This window comes from Synechococcus sp. PROS-U-1 (genome assembly GCF_014279755.1).
GTDB lineage: Bacteria > Cyanobacteriota > Cyanobacteriia > PCC-6307 > Cyanobiaceae > Parasynechococcus.
This window is the reverse complement of the sequence record NZ_CP047951.1, coordinates 1,218,745-1,245,618: the sequence shown is the minus strand read 5'-3', so window position 1 is coordinate 1,245,618 and position 26,874 is coordinate 1,218,745. Positions and strand designations below refer to the sequence as shown.

Below are 26,874 nucleotides of genomic sequence, written 5' to 3'. Positions count from 1 at the left end.
CGGGAACAAGGGGAGATGAGCCTATGTACGAGAAGAGTTCTGCATCAGTTGTAACTTTTTCGTCAAGCTTGGCTGAAGCATTATTGAACCAAGGTGTTGATTCAAGCTGTCAATGTTTTCATTCTTTACCTTAATCTCTTTGTCAACAGAGGCTAGCGTTATACTTACTCATGGATGATCCAAGAACTGTTGTCCGACATCTAATTAGTGAGCTTCGGGACGATATGTCCGAAGCAGGACGCGAGCTCAGGAATCGCAACACTTGGGATCTTGAGTGCCCTGTCATCATCATTGACGCCCGGAGCAACCCATACCGTGTCGTCCGAACGTCAGTTCGAGGCGTTACCGGCGCAATCGCCACAAGCAATGTCATTGATGACCCATTGATGCGTTTGTTTCTGGAGCGGTTCCGTGAGGTTGGTGCTGAAGAAGCTCTTGATGAGTATCTGCATGGTCCAGAAGGGGAGCGGTTCGCCGAACTCTGGGACATCTATAACGACGAAGCTCAACGACAGGGCCTTTCCGTCTGGTCTCATACTGACGCCGCCAAATTTGTACTCAAATCAAGAACCTGCTTTGACGATGGTCAGTTGGCCTGTGTTGCGATCACATCTGGAGAGGATGCTGATGCTCACGACGTCCTGACGTTTTCCGTTGATGCCTGCTGGCTGGCGTGAGTCAATCGTGCCGAGGAACAATCAGCGGCTCAGGCGCGGATGAGCTGCACAACCACCAGCAGCGCCGCTGCTGCAAGAACCCAGGCGAGCCAGCTGAGCTGGGGAACAGTGATCGCAAGCACGAGCCCGATCAGAAAAAGAATGAGAAAACGGCCGAGGGTCATGAAGCCACCATTACCCAGGTATTCAACCGAAATCTCCGCTCTAAGCCAGCTTTTCTGACTTGGATCTCGGAGGTGGTATTGGGGTGAACAACATGGGAATCGAGGATACGACGAGGACTCCTCCCACTGTGAGCAAAACCAGCAAAGGGATCGGACGCACCAGCGGTTGGCGTTGCAAGGGTGCTGCACAGCTCGAACAGACCGGAATGACACCCTTTGGTGGGTGCAGTACAACGGCCGGTCCGCAACAGCATGACGGGCAGCGATAGCGCGGCATCGGCCGGTGAGACGCAGCTGCTGGCACCTTATTGCGAAGATCGTGGATTGCCGAGGTCTGCTCCATGCCGCTCCGTTCTCTGGTGTCCAAGTTGCAGGAAACTGCACTCACCGGTGAGCTCGATGAGCGCTCAAGCCGCTCAGAGCGTCTGTTGATGCGTGGAGCGGGTCGTTGCAGCCGTGCCCTGGTCGCCAGTGCGCTCGCCAAGCGTCGTGGCTCGCCCCTCCTGATAGTGGTGCCGACGCTGGAGGAAGCCGGACGTTGGACGGCGCTTCTGGACCTGATGGGGTGGAACCAGGCCAGTCTTTATCCCACCAGCGAAGGCTCCCCCTATGAACCCTTTGATCCAACCAGCGAAATTATTTGGGGCCAGCTTCAAGTTCTAAGTGACTTGCTGGGTGATCCCCAAGCCACGTTCTGGGCGATCGTGGCGACGGAACGTTGTCTACAGCCACATCTTCCCCCTCCGGATTCCCTGAAGAGCACCACACGCACGTTGCGCAAAGGCGATCACGTGGATCTGGAAGACCTGGCCGAAACATTGGCTCAACTCGGCTATGAGCGCGTTACGACCATTGAGCAGGAGGGAAGCTGGAGTCGACGTGGAGACATCGTCGACATCTTCCCGGTGAGCAGTGAGCTGCCTGTTCGCCTTGAGTTTTTTGGAGATGAACTCGACAAGCTGCGGGAATTTGATCCCGCTAGCCAACGATCGCTGGACGCCGTCGATGCCTTACGACTCACACCAACGGGATTTGGACCACTGATCGCCGATCAGCTGCGCGCTTCGATGCCTGATGGGCTCGAACAACTCCTTGGGGATGAGGGCACTGAGCAACTGCTGAACGGTGGAACACCAGAGGGAATGCGTCGCCTCATGGGCCTCGCCTGGGAGCAACCCGCATCCCTGCTTGATTATCTCCCCGACAGCACAACGGTGGTCGTTGACGAACGACGCCATGGCTTGGCCCATGGCCAGCAATGGCTGAGCCACGTGGATGAACACCACCGCGAGATGGCGAAAGAGGTTGGTCTCGAGGACAGTGCGCGCGATCAGCTCTGGCCTCCCGTCCTCCACCGAAACATCGATGCCGCCTATGGGTTGACGGAGGTCTTCCATGGCTTCGATATGGCAGAACTGCTGGAAGTCGACCAGCACCCGAACAGCTTCGACCTGTCCAGTCGACCTGTTCCGGCCTATCCCAATCAATTCGGAAAGCTCGGGGAACTGATCAAGGGGTTCCAAAACGATCGCACCGCGGTTTGGTTGGTTTCTGCACAGCCCAGCCGAGCTGTTGCCCTGCTTGAAGAACACGACTGCATCAGTCGTTTTGTTCCGAACGCGGGAGACAGCAACGCGATTTCCAGACTGATTGAGCAGAACACCCCTGTAGCTCTGAAAGTCAGGGGCACCGCAGAACTGGAAGGCCTCCAGCTGCCCGCCTGGCGGATCGCTTTGGTCACCGACCGTGAATTCTTTGGGCAGCAGAGTCTGAGTTCCAGCGGGTATGTCCGGCGGCGTCGCAAGGCAGCCAGCCGCACCGTTGACCCCAACAAAATGCGGCCGGGTGATTTCGTGGTGCATCGCAACCATGGCATTGGTCGGTTCAAAGCCATGGAAAAACTGGCGATGTCCGGCGATGTGCGCGACTACCTCGTGGTGCAGTACGCCGATGGAACTCTTCGGGTTGCAGCCGATCAACTGGGAAGTCTTGGTCGGTATCGCGCGACGAGCGAAACGCCCCCGCAGCTCAATCGAATGGGTGGCACCGCTTGGAACAAAGCCAAGGAGCGCGCCAAGAAAGCCGTCCGCAAGGTTGCCCTTGACCTGGTGAAGCTCTACGCAGAACGGCAACAGGCGGAAGGTTTTGCCTTCCCTACGGATGGTCCCTGGCAAGTGGAGTTGGAGGAATCATTCCCCTATGAACCGACTCCGGACCAGCTCAAAGCCACGGCGGACGTCAAACGTGACATGGAACGGCAGGAGCCGATGGACAGGCTTGTCTGCGGTGACGTTGGTTTCGGCAAGACCGAGGTTGCGATTCGCGCCATCTTCAAGGCCATCACCGCAGGCAAACAGGTGGCGATGCTGGCCCCAACAACGGTGCTTGCCCAACAGCACTGGCGAACGTTGTCGGAACGCTTCGCTCCATATCCGATCAAGGTGGCTCTACTGAACCGCTTCCGAACAACCACGGAACGGAAGGGCATCCTCGATGGGCTTAAAGAGGGAACGATCGACGCCGTCGTCGGCACGCATCAGCTGCTCAGCCGTGGGGCGTCGTTCCAGCAACTTGGCCTGCTGGTGGTGGATGAAGAGCAGCGCTTCGGTGTGAATCAGAAAGAAAAGATCAAAGTTCTGCGCAAGGACGTCGACGTGCTGACGTTGTCGGCAACGCCGATTCCAAGAACGCTCTACATGAGTCTTTCGGGGGTGCGGGAAATGAGCCTGATCACAACACCACCCCCATTGCGACGCCCAATAAAAACGCACCTGGCCTCACTGGATCCGGAAGCGGTACGAAGCGCCATCCGCCAGGAACTGGATCGGGGGGGACAGGTGTTTTACGTGGTTCCCAGGGTGGAGGGGATCGAAGAGGTGGCTACTGGTTTGAGAGCAATGTTGCCGGGCTTGAAACTGCTGGTTGCCCATGGCCAAATGGCCGAGGGCGAGCTGGAAAGCGCCATGGTTGCCTTCAATGCCGGCGAAGCCGACGTGATGCTCTGCACCACCATCGTTGAGAGCGGTCTTGATATCCCCCGCGTCAACACCATCCTGATTGAAGACGCCCACCGTTTTGGATTGGCACAGCTGTATCAACTGCGGGGTCGCGTTGGCCGCAGTGGCATTCAGGCCCACGCATGGCTGTTTTATCCCGGCAACGCCTCGCTGAGCGATAACGCGCGTCAACGGCTTCGCGCCATTCAGGAGTTCGCCCAGCTGGGCAGCGGCTATCAACTCGCCATGAGGGATATGGAGATCCGTGGGGTTGGCAATCTGCTCGGTGTGCAGCAGAGCGGCCAAATGGAAACCATTGGCTTTGATCTGTACATGGAAATGCTGCAGGAATCACTGGCCGAAATTCAGGGCCAAGACATCCCCAGTGTTGATGACACTCAAGTCGATCTACCGGTCACGGCCTTCGTGCCTGCCGACTGGATCACCGATCCCGACGAGAAAATCGCTGCGTACCGAGCCGCTGCTGATTGCCTGACGGCAGAGGCACTCGTGGAACTCGCAGCGGGTTGGGCCGATCGCTACGGAGCGTTGCCCGCTGCAGTGGTGTCTCTTCTGCAGCTCATGGAACTCAAGCTTCTGGCGAAGCGGTGCGGCTTCTCCAGGATCAAACCGGAGAAGCCAAATGTGGTATTCGAGACACCCATGGAGGAACCTGCGTTCCGATTGCTGCGTCAGGGACTCCCCCAACATTTGCATGGTCGTTTGGTTTATCAAGCCGGCAGCGGCATCCAGCACAAGGTCATGGCCCGTGGCCTCGGCGTTCTGCCCATGGAAAAACAACTTGAACAGCTGATGGAGTGGCTTCGTTTGATGGCGGCACAGATTCCTGATGCCGACGGCAAAACCGAGGCCCAGCGCCAAGAAGCTCTCAGCGCGAAGAACGCCGAGGTGGTTCAGGTCTGAGGCTTAAGGCCAATTCTGAGAAAAAAATGACCACCCACGCAATTCTTCGTTACATTGGTTCGAGTGAAATCGACTGGCATGGGCGAATTTGTCGAAATCGGTGCTGGTGGCGTTTCTCTGGAACTGATCAGCGGTGTGTTCTGTGCGACGGCACTCGGTGTTTATGCCCTGTTCCAGCCCGGAGCATCCGATGATGATGACTCCAATGGTGGTGGCGGTGGCGGTGGCCTGATGCAGCCGATCTCCTGAGTTACGGCAAGGCATAGCTGAGATTTGTTTTGCCCGGCTGGAACGTTGTTCCAGCTTGTGCTCTTCTCAACTGCTTCACCAGGGTCTTCTCTGCAGTTCTGTACTGACTGTCTTTTTGGGTCCCTAAATCATCGATCGAGAAGTTTTTTATTTCTCTCTCAGACATCGCGACTTCGATATCTGGTTGGATTCCGTTCTTGTGAATGTCTGTTCCTTTTGGCGTCAAATATTTGGCGATAGTGACTGTCAGACCTGATCCATCAGCCAGGCCACGGACGGCCTGAACCAGGCCCTTGCCAAAGGTCTTCTGACCGATGAGCTGAGCACGGGAATTGTCCTGCAGGGCTCCTGAAAGGATTTCACTGGCACTTGCAGACCCCTGATCAATCAGAACAACCAAGGGTTTGTCGGTGATCGCACTCCCAGTCGCACGCCTAACATCGCGAATCCCTTCCCGAGTGCGGGTGCTGACGATGGTGCCCTCGTTCAGCCACTGACGCGCGATGTCGACACTGGCCTCAAGCAGCCCGCCAGGATTACTGCGCAAATCGAGCACATACCCCTCAGCGCCTTGAGACTCCAGAACTTTGATGGCCTGACGCATCTCTCGAGATGCGTTGGCATTGAACTGCTTCAGCCTGATGTAGCCCACCTTCCGCCCATTGGGTGCCGTGTTGAGTGCGGACTTCACAGCGTGAATCTCGATGCGTGCCCGTTTCAGCGGCACATTCAAAACCTGGCCCTGACGCCTGAGTCCCAGCACAACGTCGGTTCCCTCCGGACCACGGATCAACTTCACAGCGTCCTCGGTGGTCATCCCCTTCGTGGAAGCCCCATCAATCGAAACGATCACATCCTTGGGCTGAACCCCGGCACGGGAGGCAGGCGTCCCCTCAATGGGGGAGACAACGATCAACTCCTTGCTGTCCTTGTCGAGACTGAGCTGGATCCCCACACCCATCAGCTCACCTGAGGTGTCAATCTGCATCTCCTTGAACTCCTTCGGATCAAGAAAACGCGTGTAAGGGTCTTCGAGGCTCGCCAACATGCCGCGAATCGCCTCGTAAGACTCTGCGCTGCCCGCGTAGGACTTGCTCAGCAGATTGCTGCGCAATTGGCGCCACCCCGTCTCGTCGTAGGAGCCCGTGGAATCCAAGTAATCGCGATAGACGATTTGCCAGACCTGATCGATGACCTCTTTGGGGCTATCACGAATCGAGCCGCCGGAGGCTGAGGGAAGGGAAAGCCCCGGAGAGCTGATGCCAATGGCGGTTGCGACACCTCCAACAGCAAGCATCAAAAGCAACGGAGTCGATCGAACAACGGAACGCAAGCGTTGACTCCGGACCATGTCCCCTCAGGACTGATTCTTCACCCTAACGAGATCAGGCGGGTTCCACCCAACGCCCGTCCTCTTTGATCAACTGGATCAAGGCTTCGACGCCTTCCGCTTCAGGAACCTTGCGGATTTCTTCGCGCCCTCGGTAAAGAGCGATGGTTCCTGGTCCTTTGCCCACATAGCCGTAATCCGCGTCAGCCATCTCTCCAGGGCCATTGACGATGCATCCCATTACGGCGATATCAAGACCCTGCAGATGCTGGGTGGCATCCCGCACTTTGTGGAGCACTTCTTCCAGGTTGAACAAGGTGCGCCCGCAGCTCGGACAAGCGACGTACTCAACCATGGTTTTGCGTAGACCCAACGACTGGAGGATCGAATAGCAAACAGGAATTTCCTTTTCAGGAGCCTCCGTCAAGGAAACCCGAAGGGTGTCGCCCAGACCATCGGCAAGAAGCGTGGCGATGCCTGCTGTGCTTTTGATCCGGCCGTAATCACCATCGCCTGCCTCTGTCACGCCCAAGTGCAGGGGATAGTTGAAGCCCTCCTTGTCCATCGTGTCGGCCATCAACCGATAGGCCGCCAGCATCACCGGAGCCCGAGAGGCCTTCATCGAAATCACGATGTTGTGGAAATCAAGTTCATGGCAGATCCGCACAAATTCCATGGCTGATTCGACCATCCCCTCGGGGGTATCGCCATAGGTGAACAGCATCCGCTCCGCCAGAGAGCCATGGTTCACACCGATCCTCAGTGCTTTGTTCTGATCCCGCAGCAGGGTCACCAAAGGCTCAAACGTTTCCCGGATGCGCTTGCCGATGGCGGCAAATTCGTCTGCGCTGAACTCCTGCCGATCCGGATCTGGTTTGTCGAAAACGAACAGACCTGGATTGATTCGAACTTTGTCGACGTGCTTGGCAACTTCCAGGGCGATCTTGATGCCGTTGTGGTGAACGTCCGCCACCAGGGGAACCATGCAGCCCTGCTCCCGCAGCGCAGCCCTGATCTTGGCCATGGCCTTGGCATGACCAATTGAAGGGGTGGTCACCCGAACGATTTCGCAGCCGGCTTCCACAAGCCGGAGGATCCCCGCCACGGAACCATCAATGTCAAGAGTGTCCTCGTTGATCATCGACTGAACAACGACGGGGTGTTCACTGCCGATCGGCACATCACCCACCATCACGGTGCGGGTGACACGGCGGTGGATCTTGGTGTCGTAACGCCGATCCAGGGCAGTCATGGGGCCGGTTGTGAAGCGCGTCAACGTTCGCACAGCCTGCGCCTAACCGCGGTTAGATCCTGTCTGGTGAGGTCGAGGGGAGCACCCGCTGCCTTGGAGGGATTCCTCAGCAGATACGACGGGTGAAATATCGGCATCACGGAGCGTCCATTCCAGCTCTGCCACTGGCCTCGCAACTGGGTCATGCCGCCCTTGATCCCCAGGATCGCCTCCACAGCCGTGGCTCCCGTCAACACAATCACCTTGGGGTCAACGGCAGCCAGTTGCAGATCAAGCCATGAACGGCAGGAGGCCAGCTCGGCTTTCTTCGGTCGCCGGTTCTTGGGTGGCCTGCACTTGATGGCATTGCAGATGTAAAGGTCACGGGATGGATCCAGGTCCACCTCCTGCAGCAATTGGTCAAGGGCTCGACCGGAGCGACCCACAAACGGAATGCCCTGAACATCCTCCTGCGCTCCTGGCGCTTCGCCAATCAGCATCACATCGGCATCTGGATTGCCGCGACTGATCACAACCGTCTGTCGGTTGGAGGCGAGTTCACAGGCCGTGCAGGTGGAGCAATCCTTCAGGCTTGAACCGGTCATGACATCGAATCAGCAGAGACCACGGGAGCCAGCAACAAAAGTGGATTGCCCTCTGGATCCTGGATCCAGGCCTCGGCACCGAAGGCTTCGACCCTCGCGTCTTCCAGAAGCGATCCACCACATTCAAGAGCTGTGCTGAGAAGACGTCGAAGCTCAGGCAAAGGATCCAGCGATGGATCAAGACGCAAACAAGGGGCCAACGCCCGCCCACGTGTGGGGAAAGGGCGCTTGCGAGAGGGCCTGTAGATCTCAAGGCGGGTTCCATCGCCAAACTCAACAACGCAGTGGTGGTCTCCCATTCCAGGCATGAACCTGGCTTGGAACAAATCGCTGTAGAAGCGGCCAAGGGTGCCGGTGTCATCAGCGGCAAGAACCCAGATCATCTTCATCGCGTTCATTTTTGCGGTGACATCAAGGTTGTCTGCGACACCATTTGAGGCAGGATGATGACGTTTTAGACGCGCCGCGGCGAGGTGCGTTGCTGATGCCACGCCCGCCAGAACTTTCCGATCGGGCCGTGGCCCTGAAACCGTCCTTGACGCTGGAGATCAGTGCCAAGGCCAAAGCGCTCCGCGACAGTGGCCAAGACATTTGCAGCCTCAGTGCCGGAGAGCCTGACTTCAACACACCCCCGTTCATCGTTGAAGCTGCCCAGCGGGCCATGGCATCCGGCTTCACCCGTTACGGCCCCGCAGCAGGCGATCCAGAGCTCCGTGCCGCGCTCGCTCTCAAACTGAGCGTCGAAAACAGAATCCCAACCCAACCTGAGCAGGTTCTGATCACCAACGGCGGGAAGCAGGCGATCTACAACCTGTTCCAGGTGCTGCTGAATCCCGGCGATGAGGTGCTGCTCTCTTCGCCTTACTGGCTGAGCTATCCGGAGATGGCTGCGTTGGCTGGTGCCAGCACAACCATCGTCCCCACAAAAGCCGATGAGGGATTCCAGCTGGATCTCGACCTGCTGGAGCAGCACATCACCCCCCGCAGCCGTCTTCTGGTGATCAATTCACCCGGAAACCCCAGCGGTCGGGTGATGCCACGGGCCGAACTCGAGGCTCTGGCCGAACTGGTGGCCCGTCACCCCCAGCTGTTGGTGATGAGCGATGAGATCTATGAATATCTCCTGGCTGACGGCCAACAGCACTGCAGCTTTGCTGCGGTTGCCGAAGACATCCGCGAGCGTTGCTTCACCGTGAACGGGTTTGCCAAAGGCTGGGCCATGACGGGCTGGCGCTTGGGATATCTCGCCGGTGATGCTGCGGTGATCAAGGCCGCCTCAGCCCTGCAAAGCCAAAGCACCAGCAATGTATGCAGCTTTGCCCAACGGGGTGCCTTGGCTGCAATTGAGGGCTCAAGAGACTGCGTTCGCGAGATGGCGATCAGTTACAACCACCGGCGCACGTTGCTCACAGAAGGGCTCTTAGCGCTGGATGGCATCACGTTGACCCCACCCCAGGGGGCCTTCTATGCCTTCCCGCGCCTGCCGGACGGGGCACCTGACTCCATGGAGTTCTGTCGACAAGCTCTCGAGCAGGAAGGCCTGGCGGTCGTTCCAGGCCTCGCCTTCGGCGATAACAGGTGCATCCGTCTGTCATGTGCCGTAGCGGATGAGACGATCAACGAAGGACTGAAACGACTGAAGCGATTGCTCAGCGCCTTCTGATCCCAGTCATCCTCTTCAACACCCCTGAATGTCTGTACGAAAACAGCAGGCAGTGGCGGCCAACAGCCTGATCGCAGGTCTGGTCATTGCCGTCAGTGTGAGCAGTTGCGGTACACCTCAAAAAACGAGTGAGCAGAGTGCGCTGCGGATCGGTGCCATTCCCGACCAGAACCCTGAAAAGCTGAATCGGCTTTACGGCACCTTGTCGGAAGAACTCAGCGAAAAGCTGGAGGTTCCCGTCAGCTATGCGCCAGTCAGCAATTACGCGGCGGCGGTCAGTGCCTTCCGCACTGGCAGCCTTGATCTTGTGTGGTTCGGGGGGCTCACCGGAGTACAGGCAAGGCTGCAGACGCCTGGAGCCCGCGTTCTGGCGCAACGGGATATCGATGCTGAGTTCACCAGCGTGTTCATTGCCAATGGCGCCAGTGGTTTGCGCCCTTTCACCAGTGCTGACCAACTGGTTGAACTCAAGGGACGCCGACTGGCCTTCGGTTCAGAAAGCTCGACTTCAGGTCGCCTGATGCCGCAGTACTTCATGGGGGAAAACAGCGTCAAGCCTGAGGATCTTGCAGGGGGTGGTCCGGGCTTCAGCGGCAGCCACGACGCCACCATTGCTGTGGTTCAAAGCGGTGCTTACGACGTGGGTGCCTTGAACTCGCAGGTCTGGCGCAGCAACGTGGATGCGGGCCGCGTTGACCCAGACAAAGTGACAGTCATCTGGGAAACCCCTCCCTACGTCGATTACCACTGGGTTGTGCGCCCTGATCTTGATCAACGCTTTGGTGATGGCTTCACCGACAAAGTGCAGTCTGCGCTTTTGGAGTTGTCGTCTGAAACGCCCACAGGCGCCACAGTCCTGGAGTTGTTCGGGGCGGAACGCTTCATCCCTGCTCAGAACGAGGACTACGAGATGATCGAAGAAGTGGGTCGCCAGCTCGGAAAGATCCGTTGACATCTCTGCTGGAGCTGAACCAGGCCTGCCTGGGCCAACGGCTTCAACCGATCAGCGTCACGCTTCGTGCTGACCAGCGTGTGGTTCTGCTTGGTGCCAGTGGTGCCGGCAAAACCACATTTCTGAAGCTTTGCAATGGGTCCCTGCAACCCGACACAGGATCAGTGCACTGGTGTGGGCAACCCGTTCAACACCTAGCTCGCCGACAACAACGGCGTATCGGCACCCTCTGGCAGGACCTCCGCCTGGTGGAGGAGCTGAGTGTCATCCAGAACATCAACAGTGGCGCCCTCGGACGCCATGGTCTGCTCTGGGCTCTGCGGAACTTGATGGGCTCCCTGGAGCAGGAAAGCTGTCTTGCGTTAATGAGGCTGGTGAATCTTGACGGTGCTCTGATGAATCAGCCCGTTCGTGAGCTCTCGGGGGGGCAGCGCCAGCGGGTGGCCCTGGCCCGTTTACTGCGCCAGATTCCTGAGATGGTTCTGGCTGACGAGCCCCTCTCAGCTCTTGATCCCACCCTTGCCGATGATGTCCTCAATACGCTTCTGCGTTCGTCGGGATGTCTGATCAGCCTGCATCGCCCGGACCTAATTCACAGATTTGAGCGGGTTCTGGGGCTCCGTGACGGCGCCCTAGTGATCGATGCACCACCGGAAGCGATCCATCGCGATCAGTTGGAATGGCTTTACGCATCACCCTGAAGCCGGCACTGCCGCTGCTGCCTCTGCTGCCTGGCCTCAGCCTGCTTGGAATGCTGGCTGTTCTGGTGCGGGATGCGCATGGCGGAGGGCTGCCTCTACTGCAGCAATTCGCTGCAGCAGCGGTGCAGCCCTCCATGGATCCCCTTGTTCTGAGCAGCTTGCTGAATGGACTGCAGATCACTGTTTTCATCTCCCTGCTGTCGTGGGGAATCAGCAGCGTTGCTGGCGTGGTTCTGGGATTCCTGAGCTCCAGATCAGTTTGGGACATCCTGGCTGGGGTGAGCTGGCCAGCTGTGCTTCTGCGGCGCTGCATGGCACCCCTCCGAGCCATTCATGAATTGATTTGGGGACTGCTGCTCCTGCAGGTGTTCGGACTGAATGGCTGGGTTGCTGTCTGCGCCATTGCCATTCCCTACTCAGTTCTGATGGCAAGGGTCATTGCCGATCAGGTGGACTGTCACGTCTCCCCTGCCATCCCGATGCTCAAGGGAACCGGAGCCACACCATGGGCCGTCATCCTGACCGGCTTGGCGCCTCCTCTGGCTCAACCGATCTGCGACCATCTTGGCCATCGTCTCGACTGCGCACTTCGGTCAGCCCTCATTCTGGGTGTTTTCGGTCTTGGAGGCTTGGGCACAGACCTCAGCCTCAGCCTGAGGTCGCTGCAATTTCAAGAGATGTGGAGCGGCCTATGGCTGCTGGCCATCGCCATGGTGGTTCTGGACCGGCTCCTCCGGATGCTCCGAACCTGGTCACGCATGCTGTTTCTTCCAGTGATCAGCCCCTTGATCGCCATCGCCTGGGGTGCGCACCTGAATCTGCAGTTGTCCTGGCCTGTTGGCCAGTGGTCGGCACTCTTTGGGAACGTCATGGACGGGGCCAGTGGATTGTCTGCTGCCTTGGAGATCTCCTGGCCAGGGGTGATCGCGGCAACGTTGTGGATCACGGTGATCGCCTGTTGCATTGCCACCGGCTTGCCCCCGCTTCTGCTCTTGGTCTGGCCCAGTCAGACCAGCCTTCACCTGCAGGACGTGGTGTGGGGCGCGCTTCGACTCCTCCCCGCACCACTCACGGCACTGCTGCTGCTGATGTTGGTTAAACCAAGTCTGGCGTTGGCAGGGCTGGCCCTTGGGCTTCATCACAGTGGTGTGATGGGACGGGTGCTGATGGACGAGATCCGCAGCACGGGCATGGGTTCTGCTCAAACACTGAAATCCTGCGGCGCATCCTCCCGCGTCAGCTGGCTCTACGGCCCCCTGGCTGATGTCAGCCGCTCTTACCTCACCTATGCGACTTATCGAATGGATGTGATCCTGCGCGACACCGCGATCATCGGACTCGTCGGCGGGGCAGGCCTTGGCTGGCAGCTGATGGAAGCCCTCAGTTCCTTTCACTGGTGGTTGGTGCTCTGGATTGTGCTGATGTCTGCCGTGCTGACACTGCTGGGCGAGAGTTTGGGGGAACGTCTTCAGGGGTGCTGGAACAGCCGAGCCATGGCGTTATGAGCGGTGCAAACGACGCCCCTCGTCAGTTGATCATTCTTGGGGACAGCGGTGTGCATGGCTGGGGCGACCGTGAAGAGGGCGGTTGGTGTCAGAGGCTGCGCATGCGCTGGATGAATCTCCCAGGAGCACCAGTGGTCTATCCACTGGGCGTGCGTGGAGATGGTTTGGAACGTGTCGCGTCCCGTTGGCGCAGCGAGTGGTCCTGTCGCGGCGAACTGCGCCGCCAGACACCTGGCGGTCTTCTGCTCAGTGTCGGGCTGAATGACACCGCAAGAGTTGGGCGGGTGGACGGCAGACCGCAGCTGGATGTGGATGCCTTTTCCTTCGGCATGGGTCAGCTGCTCAGTGAGATGACGCGGGAAATCCAGGTGTTTGTTCTTGGTCTCACCGCTGTCGATGAACCCGTCATGCCCTTCGCCGGCTGTCTCTGGTACAGCAATGAGCAGATCAAGGCAACGGAAGCCGCCATGGCAGAACAGTGTCGCGAAGCTGACGTGCCCTTCCTCCCCGTGCATCAGGAGATGCAGGGGGAGCACGACTGGTTGACCTGGATGGAACCCGACGGGCTTCATCTCAATTCCGAAGGACACCGCTGGCTGGACCAGCGCCTGGATCAGTGGGCGCCGTTACGCCAATGGGCCGGACTCGCTCCACTTAACACATCAACACCTATCAAGATGTAAACGCCACTCACAGCGGCGACTAATGTGTGGCTCTCCTGACATTGGTGATCAGATTTGGGACCTGACCGCTCTGCAGAACGCGCTTCCGGCCAACACCCTGCCCAGCGCAAAACCACGCTCAAGTGGGACGACAACGGTGAACTGACTGCCGTTGATATGGCACGGATTATTGACAGGCTCACCCAGCCGGAGCTGCGACGCTGCGATCTTGACCCGTCCTGAGCATCAACTCGGCGCCATCGCCTGCTTTGCGGACTGGTAGAAGCTCAGATCGATGTCAGAGCGTCCTTCTGAATTCGCCATCGCCTCAACGCGTTTGCGGACTGCAGGACGCACGAAGAAAGGAACATCTTTTTTGAGGGCTGCCAGGGCATCTGGTTGCCAGTCCATCCGTCCAAAACCGTTGCTCCCATACTCCGGCACGAAAGTGCCGAATTGCGGCACCAAAGGGCCGACCGGTTGAAAGCGAAGCATTGAACCGTTGGATCAGTTGCACTGATCCCTTGATTTCACAACGTCACCTGCGCCAGGAATCCCGCCGCGTGCTGCCCCCCTGCATTGCGCGGCGCAATCAACAGGTGCTTGAACACCTCGGTCTGGCCCACTGCGCAGCCCGTCGCCAACAGCAACGCGGGCCTGAAGAATTTGACGACCTCATTCAGGAGTCGCGGTTTGGGTTGATTCGAGGTCTTGATCTGTTTGATCCACAACGGGGCATCCGACCCAGCAGCTATCTCCTTTCTCGAGCCACAGGTCAGATCCTTCATTACCGCCGCGATCGATCTCGAACGATCCGAATTCCCTGGAGGTTGCGGGATCTGTACGCCGCAGGGAAGAAGATTCAACGCGATCGCGAACAGAACCAGGAACCTGCCCTCAGTGATCAGGCTCTTGCCGCAGAACTGTCTGTACGCCCTGAACGGTGGGCCGCTGCCGTTCAGAGCCATGGGGCTAGCCAGGTCTTCGACCTGAGTGCCAGCCATATGGAACCAACACAACCTTGCGAGGACGATGAGCAACTGAGCTGGCTGAAGAGCGTGATGCACCAGCTGGAGGGCACGCCAGGCATGGTTGTACAGGCCCACTTGATCGAACGCAAGAGCATCAAAGACCTCTCTGAAGCCTTGAACTGCAGCCGTGCCTCCTTGCGGATTCATCTGAAAGTGGGACTGAAGCTCCTGAGGCAATGGGCCCAGCGCGATGGTCTGATGCCTATCCAGACAAGCTGATCAAAGCGCCATCAGCAGCATGGCCAGGAGAGCGGCCAGCAGGGTCTGGAGAGCATTGACCAGCTCATTGCTCAACCAGGCCACGCGATCCTGCACCAGGGCGCCAAGCAGGCTTTCGGCAAGGGTGGCCAGCAGACCAACCACCATCACCAGCCCAGCCAAGGGCCAAGAGGGAAGCAGCTGAAGCGCCAGCATCACGAGGGTCATCACAATGCTGCCGACGGCACTCGCCAGGGTTCCCTCGAGGCTGATGGCCCCCTCCGTTCCCGGCGGAACCGGGCGCAGGCTAGTGATCAAAACCGTGCTGCGACCGAAGCGTTTGCCGATCTCGCTGCCAAAGGTATCGGCGAGCTTGGCGGCGAAACTTGCGGCAAAACCAACCATCAGCAGCGCGCGGGGCTCGACACCGGCACCGATGAGCAACGCCAGGAACGCCCCAACCGCTGCCGAACCCCAGACATTTTCTGGGCCCCGCTGACCACCGCGGGCTTCGGCGAGGCCGCGGCTCTGCTTGTTCTGAAAACCGATCTTGGTGACCAGAGTTCCCAGGCTGAGATAGGCCACAACGGCAAGCCAGCCCGACCAACCAAGACAACCCCAAAGGATCGTGCCTAGCGCTGCCGCGTGAACCCAGCCACTACGGGTGAGCAAGGGTGTTCGCTGAGCCAAAGCAATCAAGACCGTGTTCATCACCAGGGCCTGAATCCAGAGTCCAGACATCACACCGTGTTGCAGTGCCCTAAGCATCTCCTGCCTTCGGGCTTGGCAGAGGGAGAATCGGGTTCGTTCGTTCTCTGGTCGACCGGATGGTGTTCAACAGAAACAAGGGCTTTTTCCTCACCCTGGATGACGCCGCCGATCCGGCCACCCTTGAGGTGCCTCAGAAAGAGGCTTCCCAGGAGAAGCAAGCAACACCTGAGTCCTCGGTAGCCACCACCACGCTGGAGGCTCCCAAGCCCACAGCCACTGCTCCTGCTCCTGCTCCTGCTCCCAAGGCTGCTCCTGCTCCCAAGGCTGCTCCTGCTCCCAAGGCTGTTGCTGAACCCAAGGGTGAAGACCGTCCTCAGTCCTCCTCTGGGATGACCACTGCGGACGCCATCGCAGCGGAACTCGCCGCAGCGGACGCATCACGTCCTGCCGTTACTTACACAACCTTCGCTCCCAGCAACCTCGCCCCAGGTGGCGGATTGCGCCAACGCAGCCGTCGTCCTGGAGCCTCGATGAAATCGTTCCGAGGCATTGCTCAGGATCTGTTCAAGAGCTGATCAGACCATCCCGCCAACGCACCAGTTCCACCACACCCGCAACCGCTGCGGTGGAACTGCGGAGGATCGTTGCCCCCATCTGAATGGGCTGAGCCCTTTCTTGAGAAAACAAACGTTGCTCTGCTGCGGTCCAACCTCCTTCCGGACCGATCACCAACCAGGTGATCTGATTTGCCTTGCCCTGTTGCGACAACCATTGGTGCAACATCGGAGATGAGCTTTCGCGCGTCACTCCCACCAGTCGCTGCCCCTCGCCATCACCCATCCATCGGGATAACTCCGCCACATCAAGGAGCTGCGGCATCCACAACCTCTCGCACTGCTCCACAGCTTCACGGACGATGACAGCCCAACGCTCCGGTCGATGTTCAGCCTGGGGAGCACAACGCTCGCAACGGAGTGGCTGAATGCGATCAATGCCAAGCTCGCAGGCCATCCGGACCACGTCATCCATCCCCCTCCGCATCAGGGCAACGGCCAAGCCAAGCTGGGGTGAAGGCGACGGCGCGATCTGCTGCGGAGTTGGGTCAACCTCAAGCAGATTGGTTTCCATGAGGGTGCCGACCAAGAGGCGACCGCAACCATCGGTGACATCCACCCGTCCACCGCACCGCAAACGCAACACCCGCCGGAGGTAGTGCTGCTCCTCTTTGTTCAGTAAGACAGCACCCTCGATCAGACGTTCCGGTGTCAGACGTTCCGGCGTCAGGAGCAAGCGTCGGTGTTCAGCCACCAACAGGGAAAACGCTGTCGGGATGCTCCTCGACGGGCCAATTTTCATTCACCCCGCCGACGACCAGCTCCTCGATCTGAACCACGTCGGAATCCAACTGGCGCAGAGCATTGATCAGCACGTCAATGGCGACACCATCTGAGGTCCCGAGATCCACCCAGCAACGGCCCCAATCCCGCTGATATTCCAGCTGGCCCATGTTGTGCATCAGGGCTGGCATCGCCGACTCAGCCCCGTCGTTGTCGTAGGCCATCCAACTCAGATCGGAACCGGCGTCATGAACCTGCATGTTCTCAGCATTGAAGCCCCCCAAACGTCCGATCACATACCAGCTGTCGAACACACCATCAACGTAATTTTGCTCCCCCTGACTGGGTGGTTCCGAAAATCGGATCCACAACCAGCAATTGAAGGGATCCACTTCACGAAAACGAATGTCCATGGGGCCATCGCGACACCTGCATCATCGTTCAAGCTGATCGCATGCTCGAGCTCTCCGGAATCAGCTATTCACCCGCAACGGCGGGTGCCCGCGTCCTCGATGGTGTTTGTTTTCAGACGCAACAGGGACGGCCACTTCTGATCGCTGGCGCCAGTGGATCGGGCAAGACGTCATTGCTGGAGATCATCAGCGGACTTGCCTCAGCAACATCCGGGAGCATCCGCTGGAACGGGAGCAAGATGAGCCGCCGGCAACTGCGCTGGCTGTGCGGCATCGTTTTCCAATTCCCAGAACGTCATTTTCTTGGTCTGAGCGTGGCCCAGGAACTGCGTTTGGGGCATCGCCGGCTCGGTCATGAGCGTGAGCAGAGCGTGCTTGCACGTGTCGGTCTCAGCCGAATCGCGACCACCACAGCACCGGAACGACTGAGCGGTGGTCAACAACGGCGTCTGGCCCTTGCCGTTCAAATCCTCCGTGGGGCTGAAGTTTTGCTGCTGGATGAACCCACAGCAGGATTGGACTGGTCAGTCCGGCGCGACGTGCTCGATCTACTCGCCAGCCTGGCCCGTGACCAAGTTCTGATCGTGGTGACCCATGAACCCGAACTCTTCCAAGACTGGGACTGCCAGCGACTGCGGTTGCAGGGCGGTCGGCTCGAGTCGATGACTACATTGCCCTGAGATTCCGAGAGGACATGGCCGACCGGCTGGTACGCGCAACAGCCGCTGCAGGCGGAATCCGGCTGGTCGCGGTCTCAACAACCAACATCGTGCGGGAGGCAAAGGAGCGCCATGGACTGTCCTTCCTGACGACCGTAATGCTCGGACGTGCGATGGCTGCTGGACTGATGCTGGCCAGTTCGATGAAGGTCCGCCATGGGCGGGTGAATCTTCGTCTTGGCTCGGACGGGCCGATCAAAGGGTTGATGGTCGATGCCGGTCGCAATGGAACCGTTCGCGGCTACGTCGGAGAGCCAGCTCTGGAACTCGACCCCATTCAAGACAAGGCAGGCCATTTCAGCTTCAACTTCAAGGAGGCCGTTGGTACTGGCTACCTCCACGTCATGCGGGACGACGGCAAAGGGGAACCCTTCAACAGCACCGTTGAGCTGGTCAGTGGAGGGATTGGAGAGGATGTTGCGTCCTATCTGCTGCACTCCGAGCAAACCCCTTCGGCTGTGTTTGTGGGAGAAAAAGTGAACACCCAAGGCATCCATGCCAGCGGGGGCCTCTTGGTGCAGATTCTGCCCAAAGCAGCAGAAGAGCCGGCCCTGGTGGAATTAATCGAACAGCGTTGCCGCGAGATTTCTGGATTCAGTCAGCGACTCGCCGACAGTGGCGACCGGCTTGAAGATCTCCTGCGGGACGTCTTCCCAGACCTTGATCCCAAACCTCTCGACGATACCGAGGCAACTCAGGAGCTTCGTTTCTTCTGTCCCTGCAGTCGAGAACGCAGCAAAGCAGCGTTGCTCCTGCTCGGCAGAGATGAACTCACCGATATGCGTGACAGAGATGGGGGTGCAGAACTGACCTGTCACTTCTGCAACAACCGGTATGACGTCAGCGCTGCGGAACTGCAGGAGCTGATTGATGTGCTGCCGGCAGCTGCTTGAGCATTAGGCCAGAAAAAGTGCTGCAGCCCAGAGCGACAGGCCAGCAGGCAGGGCCTGAATCTGAAGAGGACTGAGTGCGAGCTGGTCGAAAGCAGTGGGGGACAGCGCCAGATTCAAGAGTGAACCTGCCGCTAAGCCGATGCTGAGCACCAGCAACGTCCAGCCCAGGGAGGCAAGAGGACGACGACCGCGGCGAATTTGGCTGAGAAACACACCGATCGTGGCCAGCGCGAGAACAAGCTGAATGCTGGCGGGTGAGATCGCAAGCAAAGCAACGCCGATGATCCCGGCAATGATTCGAACCGAACGTCCCTGGCCCTCCACAAGTGCCCAATCGGGCTTCAGGCCGGAGAGGGATTGGCTGGGATCGGGCAACCTGTTGCGAAGGTTCGCGAAGACATTGGTCATCGGAGCCTGTGCAGGCAGCGAGGGCACAGATCCTGCGGACGCCTCCCGCTCCGATGCTGTCGCTGCTGCAGCGCTGACCTGACCCTGCTGGCGATCGCGAAGACGGGCCATCAGCACGGCGTCGTAAGCCGCTTCAATCTTTGACCTGGCCTGATCATCTCCGGAGGCTTCGGCCAGACAGCGAACTTTGGCCGCTTGGACCTGATCAAAACTCGCATCACGGCTCAAGCCGAGGCGAGCGAATGGATCATCCGAACTTGCGTCAGGACCAGATTCACCAAGGGCTGCCATTGCGTCGGTCCGGTTCTTCCGATGAGCGTATCGGGGCTTGTTCAGAAGAGTGGTGCACCGTGACGAAAACCCTCGCTTCGTTCCAGTCGGCTGCGGCAGCTGAGGGCTTCAACACGGTTCATCCAGGAACGACGCTTGATCAGCGGCATCTGTGGAGGGAAGTGGTACCCCTCAAGCATCTCCACTGATTCATCATCGCCACGAAAACACACGTATTCGGTGCCACCGTCAGCATTGTTCCTCAGCAGCCAAAACGTACCCACGGGAGTTGATGTCGCAGCACGATTCTGGCGATTGGGACGCGCGGGTGTGGATGAGGTGTTCCACCCCAGGCAAAACAGCCCCTGTCAAAGACTGATCGGCTCCACTCCACTCACCACCGGGGCAACGCTGCTGAGTTCGAGGTCGGGATGATCCTCCCTGAGCTGGTTGAGATTCCACTCATTCTTGAAAAGCAAAACGGGGCGATTCCAGGCATCGCGAACGGTTTTGCAATTGAAGATCCGACCCACCTTGTCGAGTTCGGGCCATCCACCGTTGATCCAACGGGCGACCTGGAAACCCATTGGCTCCAGACGAGTTTCCACCCCATATTCATTTTCGAGCCGGTGCTGAACAACCTCGAGTTGGAGTTGTCCAACAGCAGCCAAAATCGGATCCCGCTTGCTTTCATCGGTGTCGTAAAGGATCTGCACAGCCCCCTCTTCCCGCAGCTCATTCACCCCTTTACGGAAATTTTTGAATGCCGAGGGATTCGGGTTCCGCAGCCAACTGAAAATTTCTGGACTGAAACATGGAATGCCCTCGTATTCCACTTTCGCGCCCACATAGAGCGTGTCGCCAATGGAAAACATGCCGGGGTTGTTCAGGCCGATCACATCTCCGGGATAAGCGTCTTCCACAACAGCTCGCTCCTGACCGAACAGCTTTTGGGGACGCGAAAGACGGATGGCTTTGCCTGTACGGGCATGTTTGACCGTCATGTCCTTTTCAAAACGTCCGCTGCAGACCCGGACGAAGGCCACACGGTCCCGATGCCTGGGATCCATGTTGGCCTGGAGTTTGAACACGAAGCCGCTGAACCCCTCCCGCAGCGGATCAACGAGTCCGTCGCTGCTGGATCGGGCGATCGGCCGTTGCGCCATTTCCAAAAATGCATCGAGGAAAGGGCGAACCCCGAAGTTGGTCATGGCGGAGCCGAAGAACACAGGTGTGAGCTCACCGGCGTGCACCATCTCAAGGTCCAGTTCGGCTCCTGCCGCTTCCAGCAATTCCATTTCTTCAACGGCCAGATCCAGAAGCTCCTCTTCCACGAGATCGCGCAGGGCTGGGTCATCCAGGGAAAGGCGTTGCTCGCTGGCCTGCTTGCCACGCTCAGCTCGGCTGAACAGAACCACGTCCTTACTGCGACGGTCGATCACACCGCGAAACTGCTCTCCGCTGCCGATGGGCCAGTTGACAGCCCAGGGTGTCAAATCGAGTTCTGACTCGATTTCATCGAGCAGGGAGAGCGGTTCACGCCCCGGTCGATCCATCTTGTTGATGAAAGTGAAGATCGGAATCTGGCGCATGCGGCAGACCTCGAACAGCTTCCGGGTCTGAGGCTCCAGACCTTTGGCGGCGTCCTCAAGCATCACAGCGTTATCCGCTGCAGCCAACGTGCGATAGGTGTCTTCCGAAAAATCCTGGTGACCTGGGGTGTCCAGGAGATTGATGGTGGTGGCGTCGTAATCGAACTGCAGCACCGTTGATGTGATTGAAATCCCGCGTTGCTTCTCCAGTTCCATCCAGTCGGAGGTGACCTTGCGCTGTTCACCGCGCGCCTTCACCGCACCAGCCTGCTGAATCGCACCGCCGTAGAGAAGAAGCTTCTCAGTGAGTGTTGTTTTTCCCGCATCGGGGTGGGAAATGATTGCAAAGTTGCGACGGCGATCGACTGCCGAGGCCAGAACCTCGGCCAGATCGCCATCGGTGGTCGCTTGACTGCCGGTCATCGGATTTCAGGACTCCACCAAGCCTGACACCACCAGATAACGGTCGTCCTCCTCCACCACCGTCAACCCGTTGAGCCCAACCTTGCGGAGCTCCGCGATGACCTCCTGGGGTTCGAAGGCTGCTGCCAAGGAAGCAGCGAAGTCGTGCTGCAGCACCTCCGGAGCCGACGGCAGATGCTTGATCAGAAGATCTTGGAGCTCAGCTACAGATGCTGGACGGCGCAGATCCCGATGAAAGGCCCGACAACCCGGAGCCGCCAGGTGTTGGGTCACCATCCATAGAAGATCGGGTTGATGCAGGTGATGCAGAAGGCTGTTGCTGATGATCAAATCAGCCTGTCGGGCCAAAGAGCCGTGAAGAACATCCTGAAGGGTCTGACAGAGGAACGAAATCTCCAGCTCTTGGAGCTGGGCTCGTTGGCGGGCAAGGGAGAGCATTGCTTCTGCACCGTCGATGCCGACGATCCGAGCCTGGGGAAACAGTTCGGCGAGTCGCAGGGTGATGTTGCCCGGTCCACATCCCAGATCCACCACCAATGGGTCAGGTGGCAGTGCTGATGTGCGGGCAATGAGCCTCTGGACCCCACGCACAGTGGCTTGATCGCCTGAATTGAAGTCAGCGGCTGCATAGGCCTGCACCTGATCAACACCGGTCATCAACTCAGGCTCTAGCCGCCGCTGCATCATTTGCTGCCCATTTCCAGGCCAGTTTGAACGGGACACTGTTGATGGTGGTGAAGAGACCTTGCTCCCACCATCTGTGGCGTTAGTGTTTTGGAACTTGTCCTATCCCCCCAGCACCGCACGTGACTCTCACTCCAAACCGTGTGGAGGCCTCTGCTGGAGCCGTCGCCGCGTTCGGCGACTTCCCCGCAACGGCTCCAGCTGCCAACCCGGTTTTTTATCGCACCTACAGCCGTAAGACCCCAGACGGCCGTGAAAGCTGGAGCCAGGTTGGCCAAAGAAACCTGGAAGGTCTCCGTCAGCTGGGCAACCTCAACACCGAAGAAGTTGCCCTGCTGGCACGAATGCAGGCCGAAAAGAAAGCCCTTCCTTCAGGCCGCTGGCTGTGGATTGGTGGAACCCGCTGGATTGAACAATCCGAGAACTTCTCCGGCTCCTACAACTGCACCTCCACCAATCTTGTGGACTGGCAGGCCTTCGGTCTGATGATGGACCTGGCGATGATGGGCTGCGGCACCGGCGCCATCATTGAGCCTCACTTGATCGACAGGCTTCCTGTGGTGCGCAACACCCTTGAAGTCCTCAGCGTTAGTGACATCGGCATCACTCCGACGGCCGAGCGTCAAGACGAATGCACCCACAGCATCGATGGCAACACGGTGACCATCAAGGTGGGGGACACCCGCCGGGGCTGGGTTGACAGCTACCAGCTGATGCTTGAGCTCAGCAGCGATGAACGCTTCAACGGCGGACCGGTTCAGGTTGTGGTGGACCTCAACGATGTCCGCCCCGTCGGTGAAACCCTGAAGGGCTTCGGCGGCATGGCCAATCCCGTGAAGCTGAAGGATCTCTACGGGCGTGTCGCCCGACTGCTGAACAAGGCCCAGGGCCGTCGCCTGACGTCAGTTGAGTGCTGTCTGCTTATTGACGAAGCCGCTGTCACCATCGTTGCCGGAAATATCCGTCGGAGTGCTGGCATGCGCCAGTTCGCCGCCGATGACCAGGCCGCTGCCTCATCCAAGGACAACCTCTGGCAACAGGACAAGGACGGAAACTGGCGGATTGATCCCGAGCGTGACGCGCTCCGGATGGCCAACCACACCCGCGTGTATCACACCCGTCCGAGCAAGGACGTGGTGCACGCTGCTGTAACCAAGCAGTTCCACTCTGGTGAAGGCGCCATCCAGTTCGCCCCCGAGGCCATCGCGCGTTCCAACGCCGATCTGCTCATCACCCCAGAGCTGCGCAGCGAATTCATCGAAATTTATTGCGACCAAGGTCGTGAGGAAGCTGGTCGATGGTTGGCCGACAACCACGGCCCCATCGGAACAAAGGAACTGGAGCATCGGCTCAGTCGTTACGGACTGAATCCGTGTGGAGAGATCCTGGGTACCGACTTCCACTGCAACCTCGCCGAGGTGCATCTCAACCAGATTGACCCAAGCGATGAAGAAGGTCAGGCCGACGCCTTCCGCGCTGCAGCCTTATCCGTGGCCTGTCTTCTCAACCATCGCTTTGAGGTTGAGCGTTATCGCCAGAGCCGCGAGTGGGATCCGATCGTGGGCGTCAGCTTCACAGGTCTGTTCGACTTCTTCGTGCATGCCTTCGGAACTGAATGGTTGCGTTGGTGGGAAGCAGGACGACCGGAAACTGAGGAAGGTCTTCGTTTCAAGGAGCAGGAAACCGCATACCTGAGCCGCTGGAAGGAGATCGTCAATCAAACCGTCTGGGACTACTGCGACCGTCAGGGGCTGCGACGCCCCAACCGCTGTACCACCGTTCAACCTGCTGGGACCAAGAGCCTGCTCACCGGAGCAGCCCCTGGCTGGCATCCCCCGAAAGCTCAGCGCTTCATCCGTCGGATCACGTTCCGCAAGAATGATCCAGTGGCCATGGCTTGCATGGACTACGGCTACACCGTGGTGCCGTCCCAGTCCGACAAGGACGACGACGGCCGTCTTCTGGATGATCCATTTGACCCACGCTGCACCGAATGGTTGGTGGAGATCCCCACCGAGGTGAGCTGGGCGAACCTGCCTGGAGCCGACGCCGTCGACATCAACGGCTTCAGTGCCATGGCTCAATTCGATTTCTATATGCAGGTGCAGCGGCATTACACCGCCCACAACACCTCAGCCACGATCGAATTCCGCGAGCACGAAATCGAGCCACTGGCGAATGCTCTCCATCAAGCGATGGAAAACGGTGAGGGCTACATCTCCGCGGCACTGCTGGCAAGATTTGACGCCAACGCAACCTTCCCCCGTCTTCCCTTCGAGCCCATTGATTTGGCCACCTATGAAGACATGCAAGCCGCAGTGGTGAAGCGTCGCGTCAGCAGTGATTTCTTCGAAGCGCTCCAGCGTTACGACCAAGGTGAGCTGACTGAGGCAGGCCCCGCCGGCTGTGATTCCGACAAATGTCTGCTGCCTCTGGCCAAGCCAGAGAGCTGACATCCGATCACGTCCCGATACAGTTGTCAGGTGTCCTAAGGGGCGCCTGACACCCTCTGGAGAGGTGGTCGAGTGGTTTATGGCTCTGGTCTTGAAAACCAGCGTGGGTGCAAGCCCACCGTCGGTTCGAATCCGACCCTCTCCGCTTCCTAAAGTACCTAAGCCCAGTCATTGACTGGGTTTTTTATTGCCTGGAAGTCATTCCAGGCCCTCTGAAAGGAAGCGGTGAGTCGGCCCAAGACTGGCGAAACCAATTGTTCGCTCATCACGCCTGCTCAGACGGACCTCGCGATGAGGGGAGATCGTGACAAGCACGCCACGCACACCGGTTAGCAGAACCACAGATGGGCAACAGCACCATTGGGGTCATTCAGCAGAGTCCTGTGGATCCAGTGGTTTGTTGTGCTGAGTGATCCCGTCTCAGTGCTGCGGAATATCGGTTTGCCCTGACGTCGTTTGCAGCCAATCAATCGCTTGCACGGTTCATCACAGTGCTACTGCATCTAAAGCCCAATCAACATCCCCAGAATCCGAACTGAACAGATGGGCTGACAGTGAATTGTTTGTGGCCGACGGTGATGCACCACCGGAGCGATTCGACCACGATCGCACCTTGATCGACACGAAGGTTCTTTTGACAACACCACCGAATTTCTTAAGGAAGAACGGACTTGACCCGATGCGATGCCCAGGTCAAATCACAGCTCTCGTCGGGCATCGCTCTGCCCGGCTTCCGGGTCCACTTAGCAACCCAGCCGTTCGATGATGGGACGGATTGAGCAAAACTGACGTGCCTTGGCAAGCACTTTCTCAACATCCACAAAAACATGGCGATTGCAGTGGTTTCTGTATAGCCCGAGGTTGGCGTCGCAATAAAAAACCCAGACGTTGAGCGATCGCCTGGGCCTTGGTGTTTTTCGCCTCTCTGTCATAAGTGCGGCCTGCGATGTTGCTCTGAGGGATCACTGAGAGTTTTGGTCAACTTGGGGTGGCATGAGATTGCTGGACAAACGCCCCAAGGCGAAAATGGAATCCTCAAGCAAGCCGTTCATGCCATTCATTCAGTCGGTGAGCGTGGGCAAGGGGTGCAAGGAGTTGGCAATCCACCAGCTGCTGACCAACCTCCAGCTGAACGTGCTTGCTTTGGTGCAAAGCTGATGGCTGACGACAAAATGCCCAGGGCACTCACATACACCGAGATGATGAACGAGGGTCGCCAGCATCTCGATGCTGCTGAGGGGGACTGTGAGCAAGAGCTCCAGCGCAGCAACGAAGCAGTGGAGCGAAATCCAAAAGATCTCACAACACCGCAGGAGAGTTGAGCCAGGCCCTCTTATGCGGTTGCTTTGACGACGAAAGCCATGACGAGGACTGCAATGGCGACGGTGCCACCGAAATAGGCAACGTTCGTGTGAAGTCCTTTCATGCGGCCTCTGTGGGTCGTATGAGTCTGCTGTTTTTTCTCTGGCCGATGGCTAAGGCTTAATGCCTAAATCCTTGCCAAAGAGGAAGGCCGCCCCTCCCGGTGGAGAGACGGCCTAGCTCGCTCGTTTATGCATTGCGGTCGACCTAATCAGTGAAGCTGTATCCGTGAAGCGAAATGCTTTATCGAAGAACAGTGAACTGAAAGAAAAAGGTCGAAGCGTCTGGCTTGTGGCAACCCTGGGGCCATTGGGACCAGGTGTGAAGCAGAGCTCCTACGGGGCACCTAATCACGGTGCAGAGGAGTGTCGACTGATCAGACGCACATCAGTGTCGTCACAGACGAAGTGCTCACGGTTGGGTTGAAAAGTTGGAGCAGGGGCCAAAAAAGTCAGGCTGCTTCTGGGATGTGCTCAGGTGGAGTGTCGGCCGTCATGGGCTCCTCCGATCTCGATGAACACACTCTCGTCAGTGACGGAACGCCCGGCAATCAGCTGTCGTGCTCATTGCCTTTTGGGGCCGGCCGACCGATCGTGGAGACGGCGTGCATGCCCCAGATGGGCTGAGCCAATGGGTCGGCCTGGTCAAGATCCAGTTCCTTTGGCTGTGGACGTACACATGCCTTGTGATCCATCTGATCCTGATCTGTATCTCCTTCCTT

At 58.4% G+C, this 26,874-nt stretch carries 29 protein-coding genes and 1 tRNA gene; 17 read left to right on the top strand and 13 right to left on the bottom strand.

Features of this window, described 5'->3' with window-relative positions:
- Window positions 1–224 precede the first annotated feature (224 nt).
- Window positions 225–677 (top strand): hypothetical protein, encoded by a 453-nt coding sequence (locus tag SynPROSU1_RS06780; RefSeq protein WP_255444863.1) that lies wholly within the window; start codon window positions 225–227, stop codon window positions 675–677.
- 29 nt (window positions 678–706) lie between these two features.
- Here the strand turns inward: SynPROSU1_RS06780 and SynPROSU1_RS13955 are convergent, their stop codons facing one another.
- Window positions 707–841 carry a hypothetical protein gene (locus SynPROSU1_RS13955; protein WP_255444861.1) on the bottom strand — a complete coding sequence of 45 codons (135 nt, stop codon included), beginning with the start codon at window positions 839–841 and terminating at the stop codon, window positions 707–709.
- Between the two features lie 341 nt (window positions 842–1,182).
- On the opposite strand from SynPROSU1_RS13955, the gene mfd reads away from it, so the two are divergent.
- Window positions 1,183–4,761: a transcription-repair coupling factor gene (gene mfd, locus SynPROSU1_RS06775; RefSeq protein WP_186572105.1), complete on the top strand. Its 3,579-nt coding sequence runs from the start codon at window positions 1,183–1,185 to the stop codon at window positions 4,759–4,761.
- Window positions 4,762–4,839: 78 nt separating this feature from the next.
- Complete coding sequence (locus SynPROSU1_RS06770) at window positions 4,840–5,010, top strand: hypothetical protein (RefSeq protein WP_186572104.1); 171 nt, start codon at window positions 4,840–4,842, stop codon at window positions 5,008–5,010.
- 1 nt (window position 5,011) lies between these two features.
- Here the strand turns inward: SynPROSU1_RS06770 and SynPROSU1_RS06765 are convergent, their stop codons facing one another.
- From SynPROSU1_RS06765 to SynPROSU1_RS06750, 4 genes are read right to left on the bottom strand one after another with little or no spacing between them, the layout of a single operon-like run.
- Window positions 5,012–6,361, bottom strand: a complete 1,350-nt coding sequence (locus tag SynPROSU1_RS06765) for a S41 family peptidase (RefSeq protein WP_186572103.1) — start codon at window positions 6,359–6,361, stop codon at window positions 5,012–5,014.
- Window positions 6,362–6,395: 34 nt separating this feature from the next.
- Complete coding sequence (ispG, locus tag SynPROSU1_RS06760; protein WP_186572102.1) at window positions 6,396–7,592, bottom strand: (E)-4-hydroxy-3-methylbut-2-enyl-diphosphate synthase; 1,197 nt, start codon at window positions 7,590–7,592, stop codon at window positions 6,396–6,398.
- Between the two features lie 20 nt (window positions 7,593–7,612).
- Entirely contained in the window at window positions 7,613–8,176 is a 564-nt protein-coding gene (locus tag SynPROSU1_RS06755; RefSeq protein ID WP_186572101.1) for a uracil-DNA glycosylase, read from the bottom strand.
- Window positions 8,173–8,565, bottom strand: a complete 393-nt coding sequence (locus SynPROSU1_RS06750; protein WP_255444860.1) for a VOC family protein — start codon at window positions 8,563–8,565, stop codon at window positions 8,173–8,175. Before SynPROSU1_RS06750 ends, SynPROSU1_RS06755 begins: the two co-directional genes overlap by 4 nt.
- A 95-nt stretch (window positions 8,566–8,660) precedes the next feature.
- Between SynPROSU1_RS06750 and SynPROSU1_RS06745 the strand changes: the two genes are divergently transcribed.
- The 6 genes from SynPROSU1_RS06745 to SynPROSU1_RS06720 are packed head-to-tail and all read left to right on the top strand — an operon-like array spanning window position 8,661 to window position 13,902.
- Window positions 8,661–9,839, top strand: a complete 1,179-nt coding sequence (locus SynPROSU1_RS06745) for a pyridoxal phosphate-dependent aminotransferase (RefSeq protein WP_186572099.1) — start codon at window positions 8,661–8,663, stop codon at window positions 9,837–9,839.
- Between the two features lie 28 nt (window positions 9,840–9,867).
- Window positions 9,868–10,791: a putative selenate ABC transporter substrate-binding protein gene (locus SynPROSU1_RS06740; protein ID WP_186572098.1), complete on the top strand. Its 924-nt coding sequence runs from the start codon at window positions 9,868–9,870 to the stop codon at window positions 10,789–10,791.
- Window positions 10,788–11,492: a phosphonate ABC transporter ATP-binding protein gene (locus SynPROSU1_RS06735; protein ID WP_186572097.1), complete on the top strand. Its 705-nt coding sequence runs from the start codon at window positions 10,788–10,790 to the stop codon at window positions 11,490–11,492. Before SynPROSU1_RS06740 ends, SynPROSU1_RS06735 begins: the two co-directional genes overlap by 4 nt.
- Window positions 11,471–12,997, top strand: coding sequence for an ABC transporter permease (locus SynPROSU1_RS06730; RefSeq protein ID WP_186572096.1), 1,527 nt, complete (start codon window positions 11,471–11,473; stop codon window positions 12,995–12,997). Before SynPROSU1_RS06735 ends, SynPROSU1_RS06730 begins: the two co-directional genes overlap by 22 nt.
- Window positions 12,994–13,680, top strand: coding sequence for a GDSL-type esterase/lipase family protein (locus SynPROSU1_RS06725; RefSeq protein WP_186572288.1), 687 nt, complete (start codon window positions 12,994–12,996; stop codon window positions 13,678–13,680). The genes SynPROSU1_RS06730 and SynPROSU1_RS06725 overlap by 4 nt, the downstream gene beginning before the upstream one ends.
- Window positions 13,681–13,734: 54 nt before the next feature.
- Window positions 13,735–13,902 (top strand): hypothetical protein, encoded by a 168-nt coding sequence (locus tag SynPROSU1_RS06720; RefSeq protein ID WP_186572095.1) that lies wholly within the window; start codon window positions 13,735–13,737, stop codon window positions 13,900–13,902.
- A 3-nt stretch (window positions 13,903–13,905) separates the two neighbouring features.
- Here SynPROSU1_RS06720 and SynPROSU1_RS06715 read toward each other — a convergent pair whose 3' ends face one another.
- On the bottom strand, window positions 13,906–14,154 hold the full coding sequence (locus SynPROSU1_RS06715; RefSeq protein WP_370586274.1) for a PCP reductase family protein: 249 nt from the start codon (window positions 14,152–14,154) through the stop codon (window positions 13,906–13,908).
- Window positions 14,155–14,183: 29 nt separating this feature from the next.
- Between SynPROSU1_RS06715 and SynPROSU1_RS06710 the strand changes: the two genes are divergently transcribed.
- On the top strand, window positions 14,184–14,909 hold the full coding sequence (locus SynPROSU1_RS06710) for a sigma-70 family RNA polymerase sigma factor (RefSeq protein WP_186572094.1): 726 nt from the start codon (window positions 14,184–14,186) through the stop codon (window positions 14,907–14,909).
- On the opposite strand, the gene SynPROSU1_RS06705 is transcribed toward SynPROSU1_RS06710, so the two are convergent.
- Window positions 14,910–15,629, bottom strand: coding sequence for a TIGR00297 family protein (locus SynPROSU1_RS06705; RefSeq protein WP_186572093.1), 720 nt, complete (start codon window positions 15,627–15,629; stop codon window positions 14,910–14,912).
- Window positions 15,630–15,715: 86 nt separating this feature from the next.
- On the opposite strand from SynPROSU1_RS06705, the gene SynPROSU1_RS06700 reads away from it, so the two are divergent.
- Window positions 15,716–16,174: a hypothetical protein gene (locus SynPROSU1_RS06700; RefSeq protein ID WP_186572092.1), complete on the top strand. Its 459-nt coding sequence runs from the start codon at window positions 15,716–15,718 to the stop codon at window positions 16,172–16,174.
- Here SynPROSU1_RS06700 and SynPROSU1_RS06695 read toward each other — a convergent pair.
- Window positions 16,164–16,907: a 16S rRNA (uracil(1498)-N(3))-methyltransferase gene (locus tag SynPROSU1_RS06695; protein WP_186572091.1), complete on the bottom strand. Its 744-nt coding sequence runs from the start codon at window positions 16,905–16,907 to the stop codon at window positions 16,164–16,166. The genes SynPROSU1_RS06700 and SynPROSU1_RS06695 overlap by 11 nt on opposite strands.
- The gene (locus SynPROSU1_RS06690; protein WP_186572090.1) at window positions 16,900–17,349 is read right to left on the bottom strand and encodes a DUF3531 family protein; all 450 of its coding nucleotides are present in this window, start codon (window positions 17,347–17,349) and stop codon (window positions 16,900–16,902) included. The genes SynPROSU1_RS06695 and SynPROSU1_RS06690 overlap by 8 nt, the downstream gene beginning before the upstream one ends.
- A gap of 41 nt (window positions 17,350–17,390) precedes the next feature.
- Between SynPROSU1_RS06690 and SynPROSU1_RS06685 the strand changes: the two genes are divergently transcribed.
- Together SynPROSU1_RS06685 and hslO are read left to right on the top strand one after the other, a co-directional pair.
- Complete coding sequence (locus tag SynPROSU1_RS06685) at window positions 17,391–18,029, top strand: ABC transporter ATP-binding protein (RefSeq protein ID WP_186572089.1); 639 nt, start codon at window positions 17,391–17,393, stop codon at window positions 18,027–18,029.
- A 14-nt stretch (window positions 18,030–18,043) separates the two neighbouring features.
- Window positions 18,044–18,961 carry an Hsp33 family molecular chaperone HslO gene (hslO, locus tag SynPROSU1_RS06680; RefSeq protein WP_186572088.1) on the top strand — a complete coding sequence of 306 codons (918 nt, stop codon included), beginning with the start codon at window positions 18,044–18,046 and terminating at the stop codon, window positions 18,959–18,961.
- Window positions 18,962–18,964: 3 nt separating this feature from the next.
- Here the strand turns inward: hslO and SynPROSU1_RS06675 are convergent, their stop codons facing one another.
- The 4 genes from SynPROSU1_RS06675 to SynPROSU1_RS06660 all read right to left on the bottom strand — a co-directional run bounded on the left by SynPROSU1_RS06675 (window position 18,965) and on the right by SynPROSU1_RS06660 (window position 22,341).
- Window positions 18,965–19,660, bottom strand: coding sequence for a CPP1-like family protein (locus tag SynPROSU1_RS06675; RefSeq protein ID WP_186572087.1), 696 nt, complete (start codon window positions 19,658–19,660; stop codon window positions 18,965–18,967).
- Between the two features lie 41 nt (window positions 19,661–19,701).
- Window positions 19,702–19,923: a hypothetical protein gene (locus SynPROSU1_RS06670; protein ID WP_186572086.1), complete on the bottom strand. Its 222-nt coding sequence runs from the start codon at window positions 19,921–19,923 to the stop codon at window positions 19,702–19,704.
- A gap of 84 nt (window positions 19,924–20,007) precedes the next feature.
- The gene (locus SynPROSU1_RS06665) at window positions 20,008–21,654 is read right to left on the bottom strand and encodes a peptide chain release factor 3 (protein ID WP_186572085.1); all 1,647 of its coding nucleotides are present in this window, start codon (window positions 21,652–21,654) and stop codon (window positions 20,008–20,010) included.
- Between the two features lie 6 nt (window positions 21,655–21,660).
- Complete coding sequence (locus SynPROSU1_RS06660) at window positions 21,661–22,341, bottom strand: trans-aconitate 2-methyltransferase (protein ID WP_186572084.1); 681 nt, start codon at window positions 22,339–22,341, stop codon at window positions 21,661–21,663.
- Window positions 22,342–22,460: 119 nt separating this feature from the next.
- Between SynPROSU1_RS06660 and nrdJ the strand changes: the two genes are divergently transcribed.
- The 4 genes from nrdJ to SynPROSU1_RS13950 all read left to right on the top strand — a co-directional run bounded on the left by nrdJ (window position 22,461) and on the right by SynPROSU1_RS13950 (window position 26,779).
- Window positions 22,461–24,791 (top strand): ribonucleoside-triphosphate reductase, adenosylcobalamin-dependent, encoded by a 2,331-nt coding sequence (gene nrdJ, locus SynPROSU1_RS06655; RefSeq protein WP_186572083.1) that lies wholly within the window; start codon window positions 22,461–22,463, stop codon window positions 24,789–24,791.
- Window positions 24,792–24,849: 58 nt separating this feature from the next.
- Window positions 24,850–24,936 (top strand) — tRNA-Ser (locus SynPROSU1_RS06650).
- 1,012 nt (window positions 24,937–25,948) lie between these two features.
- A complete protein-coding gene (locus tag SynPROSU1_RS06645; protein ID WP_186572443.1) occupies window positions 25,949–26,113 on the top strand; it encodes a hypothetical protein in 165 nt (54 codons plus the stop codon).
- Window positions 26,114–26,647: 534 nt separating this feature from the next.
- The gene (locus tag SynPROSU1_RS13950) at window positions 26,648–26,779 is read left to right on the top strand and encodes a hypothetical protein (RefSeq protein WP_255444858.1); all 132 of its coding nucleotides are present in this window, start codon (window positions 26,648–26,650) and stop codon (window positions 26,777–26,779) included.
- The last annotated feature ends 95 nt before the right edge of the window (window positions 26,780–26,874 follow it).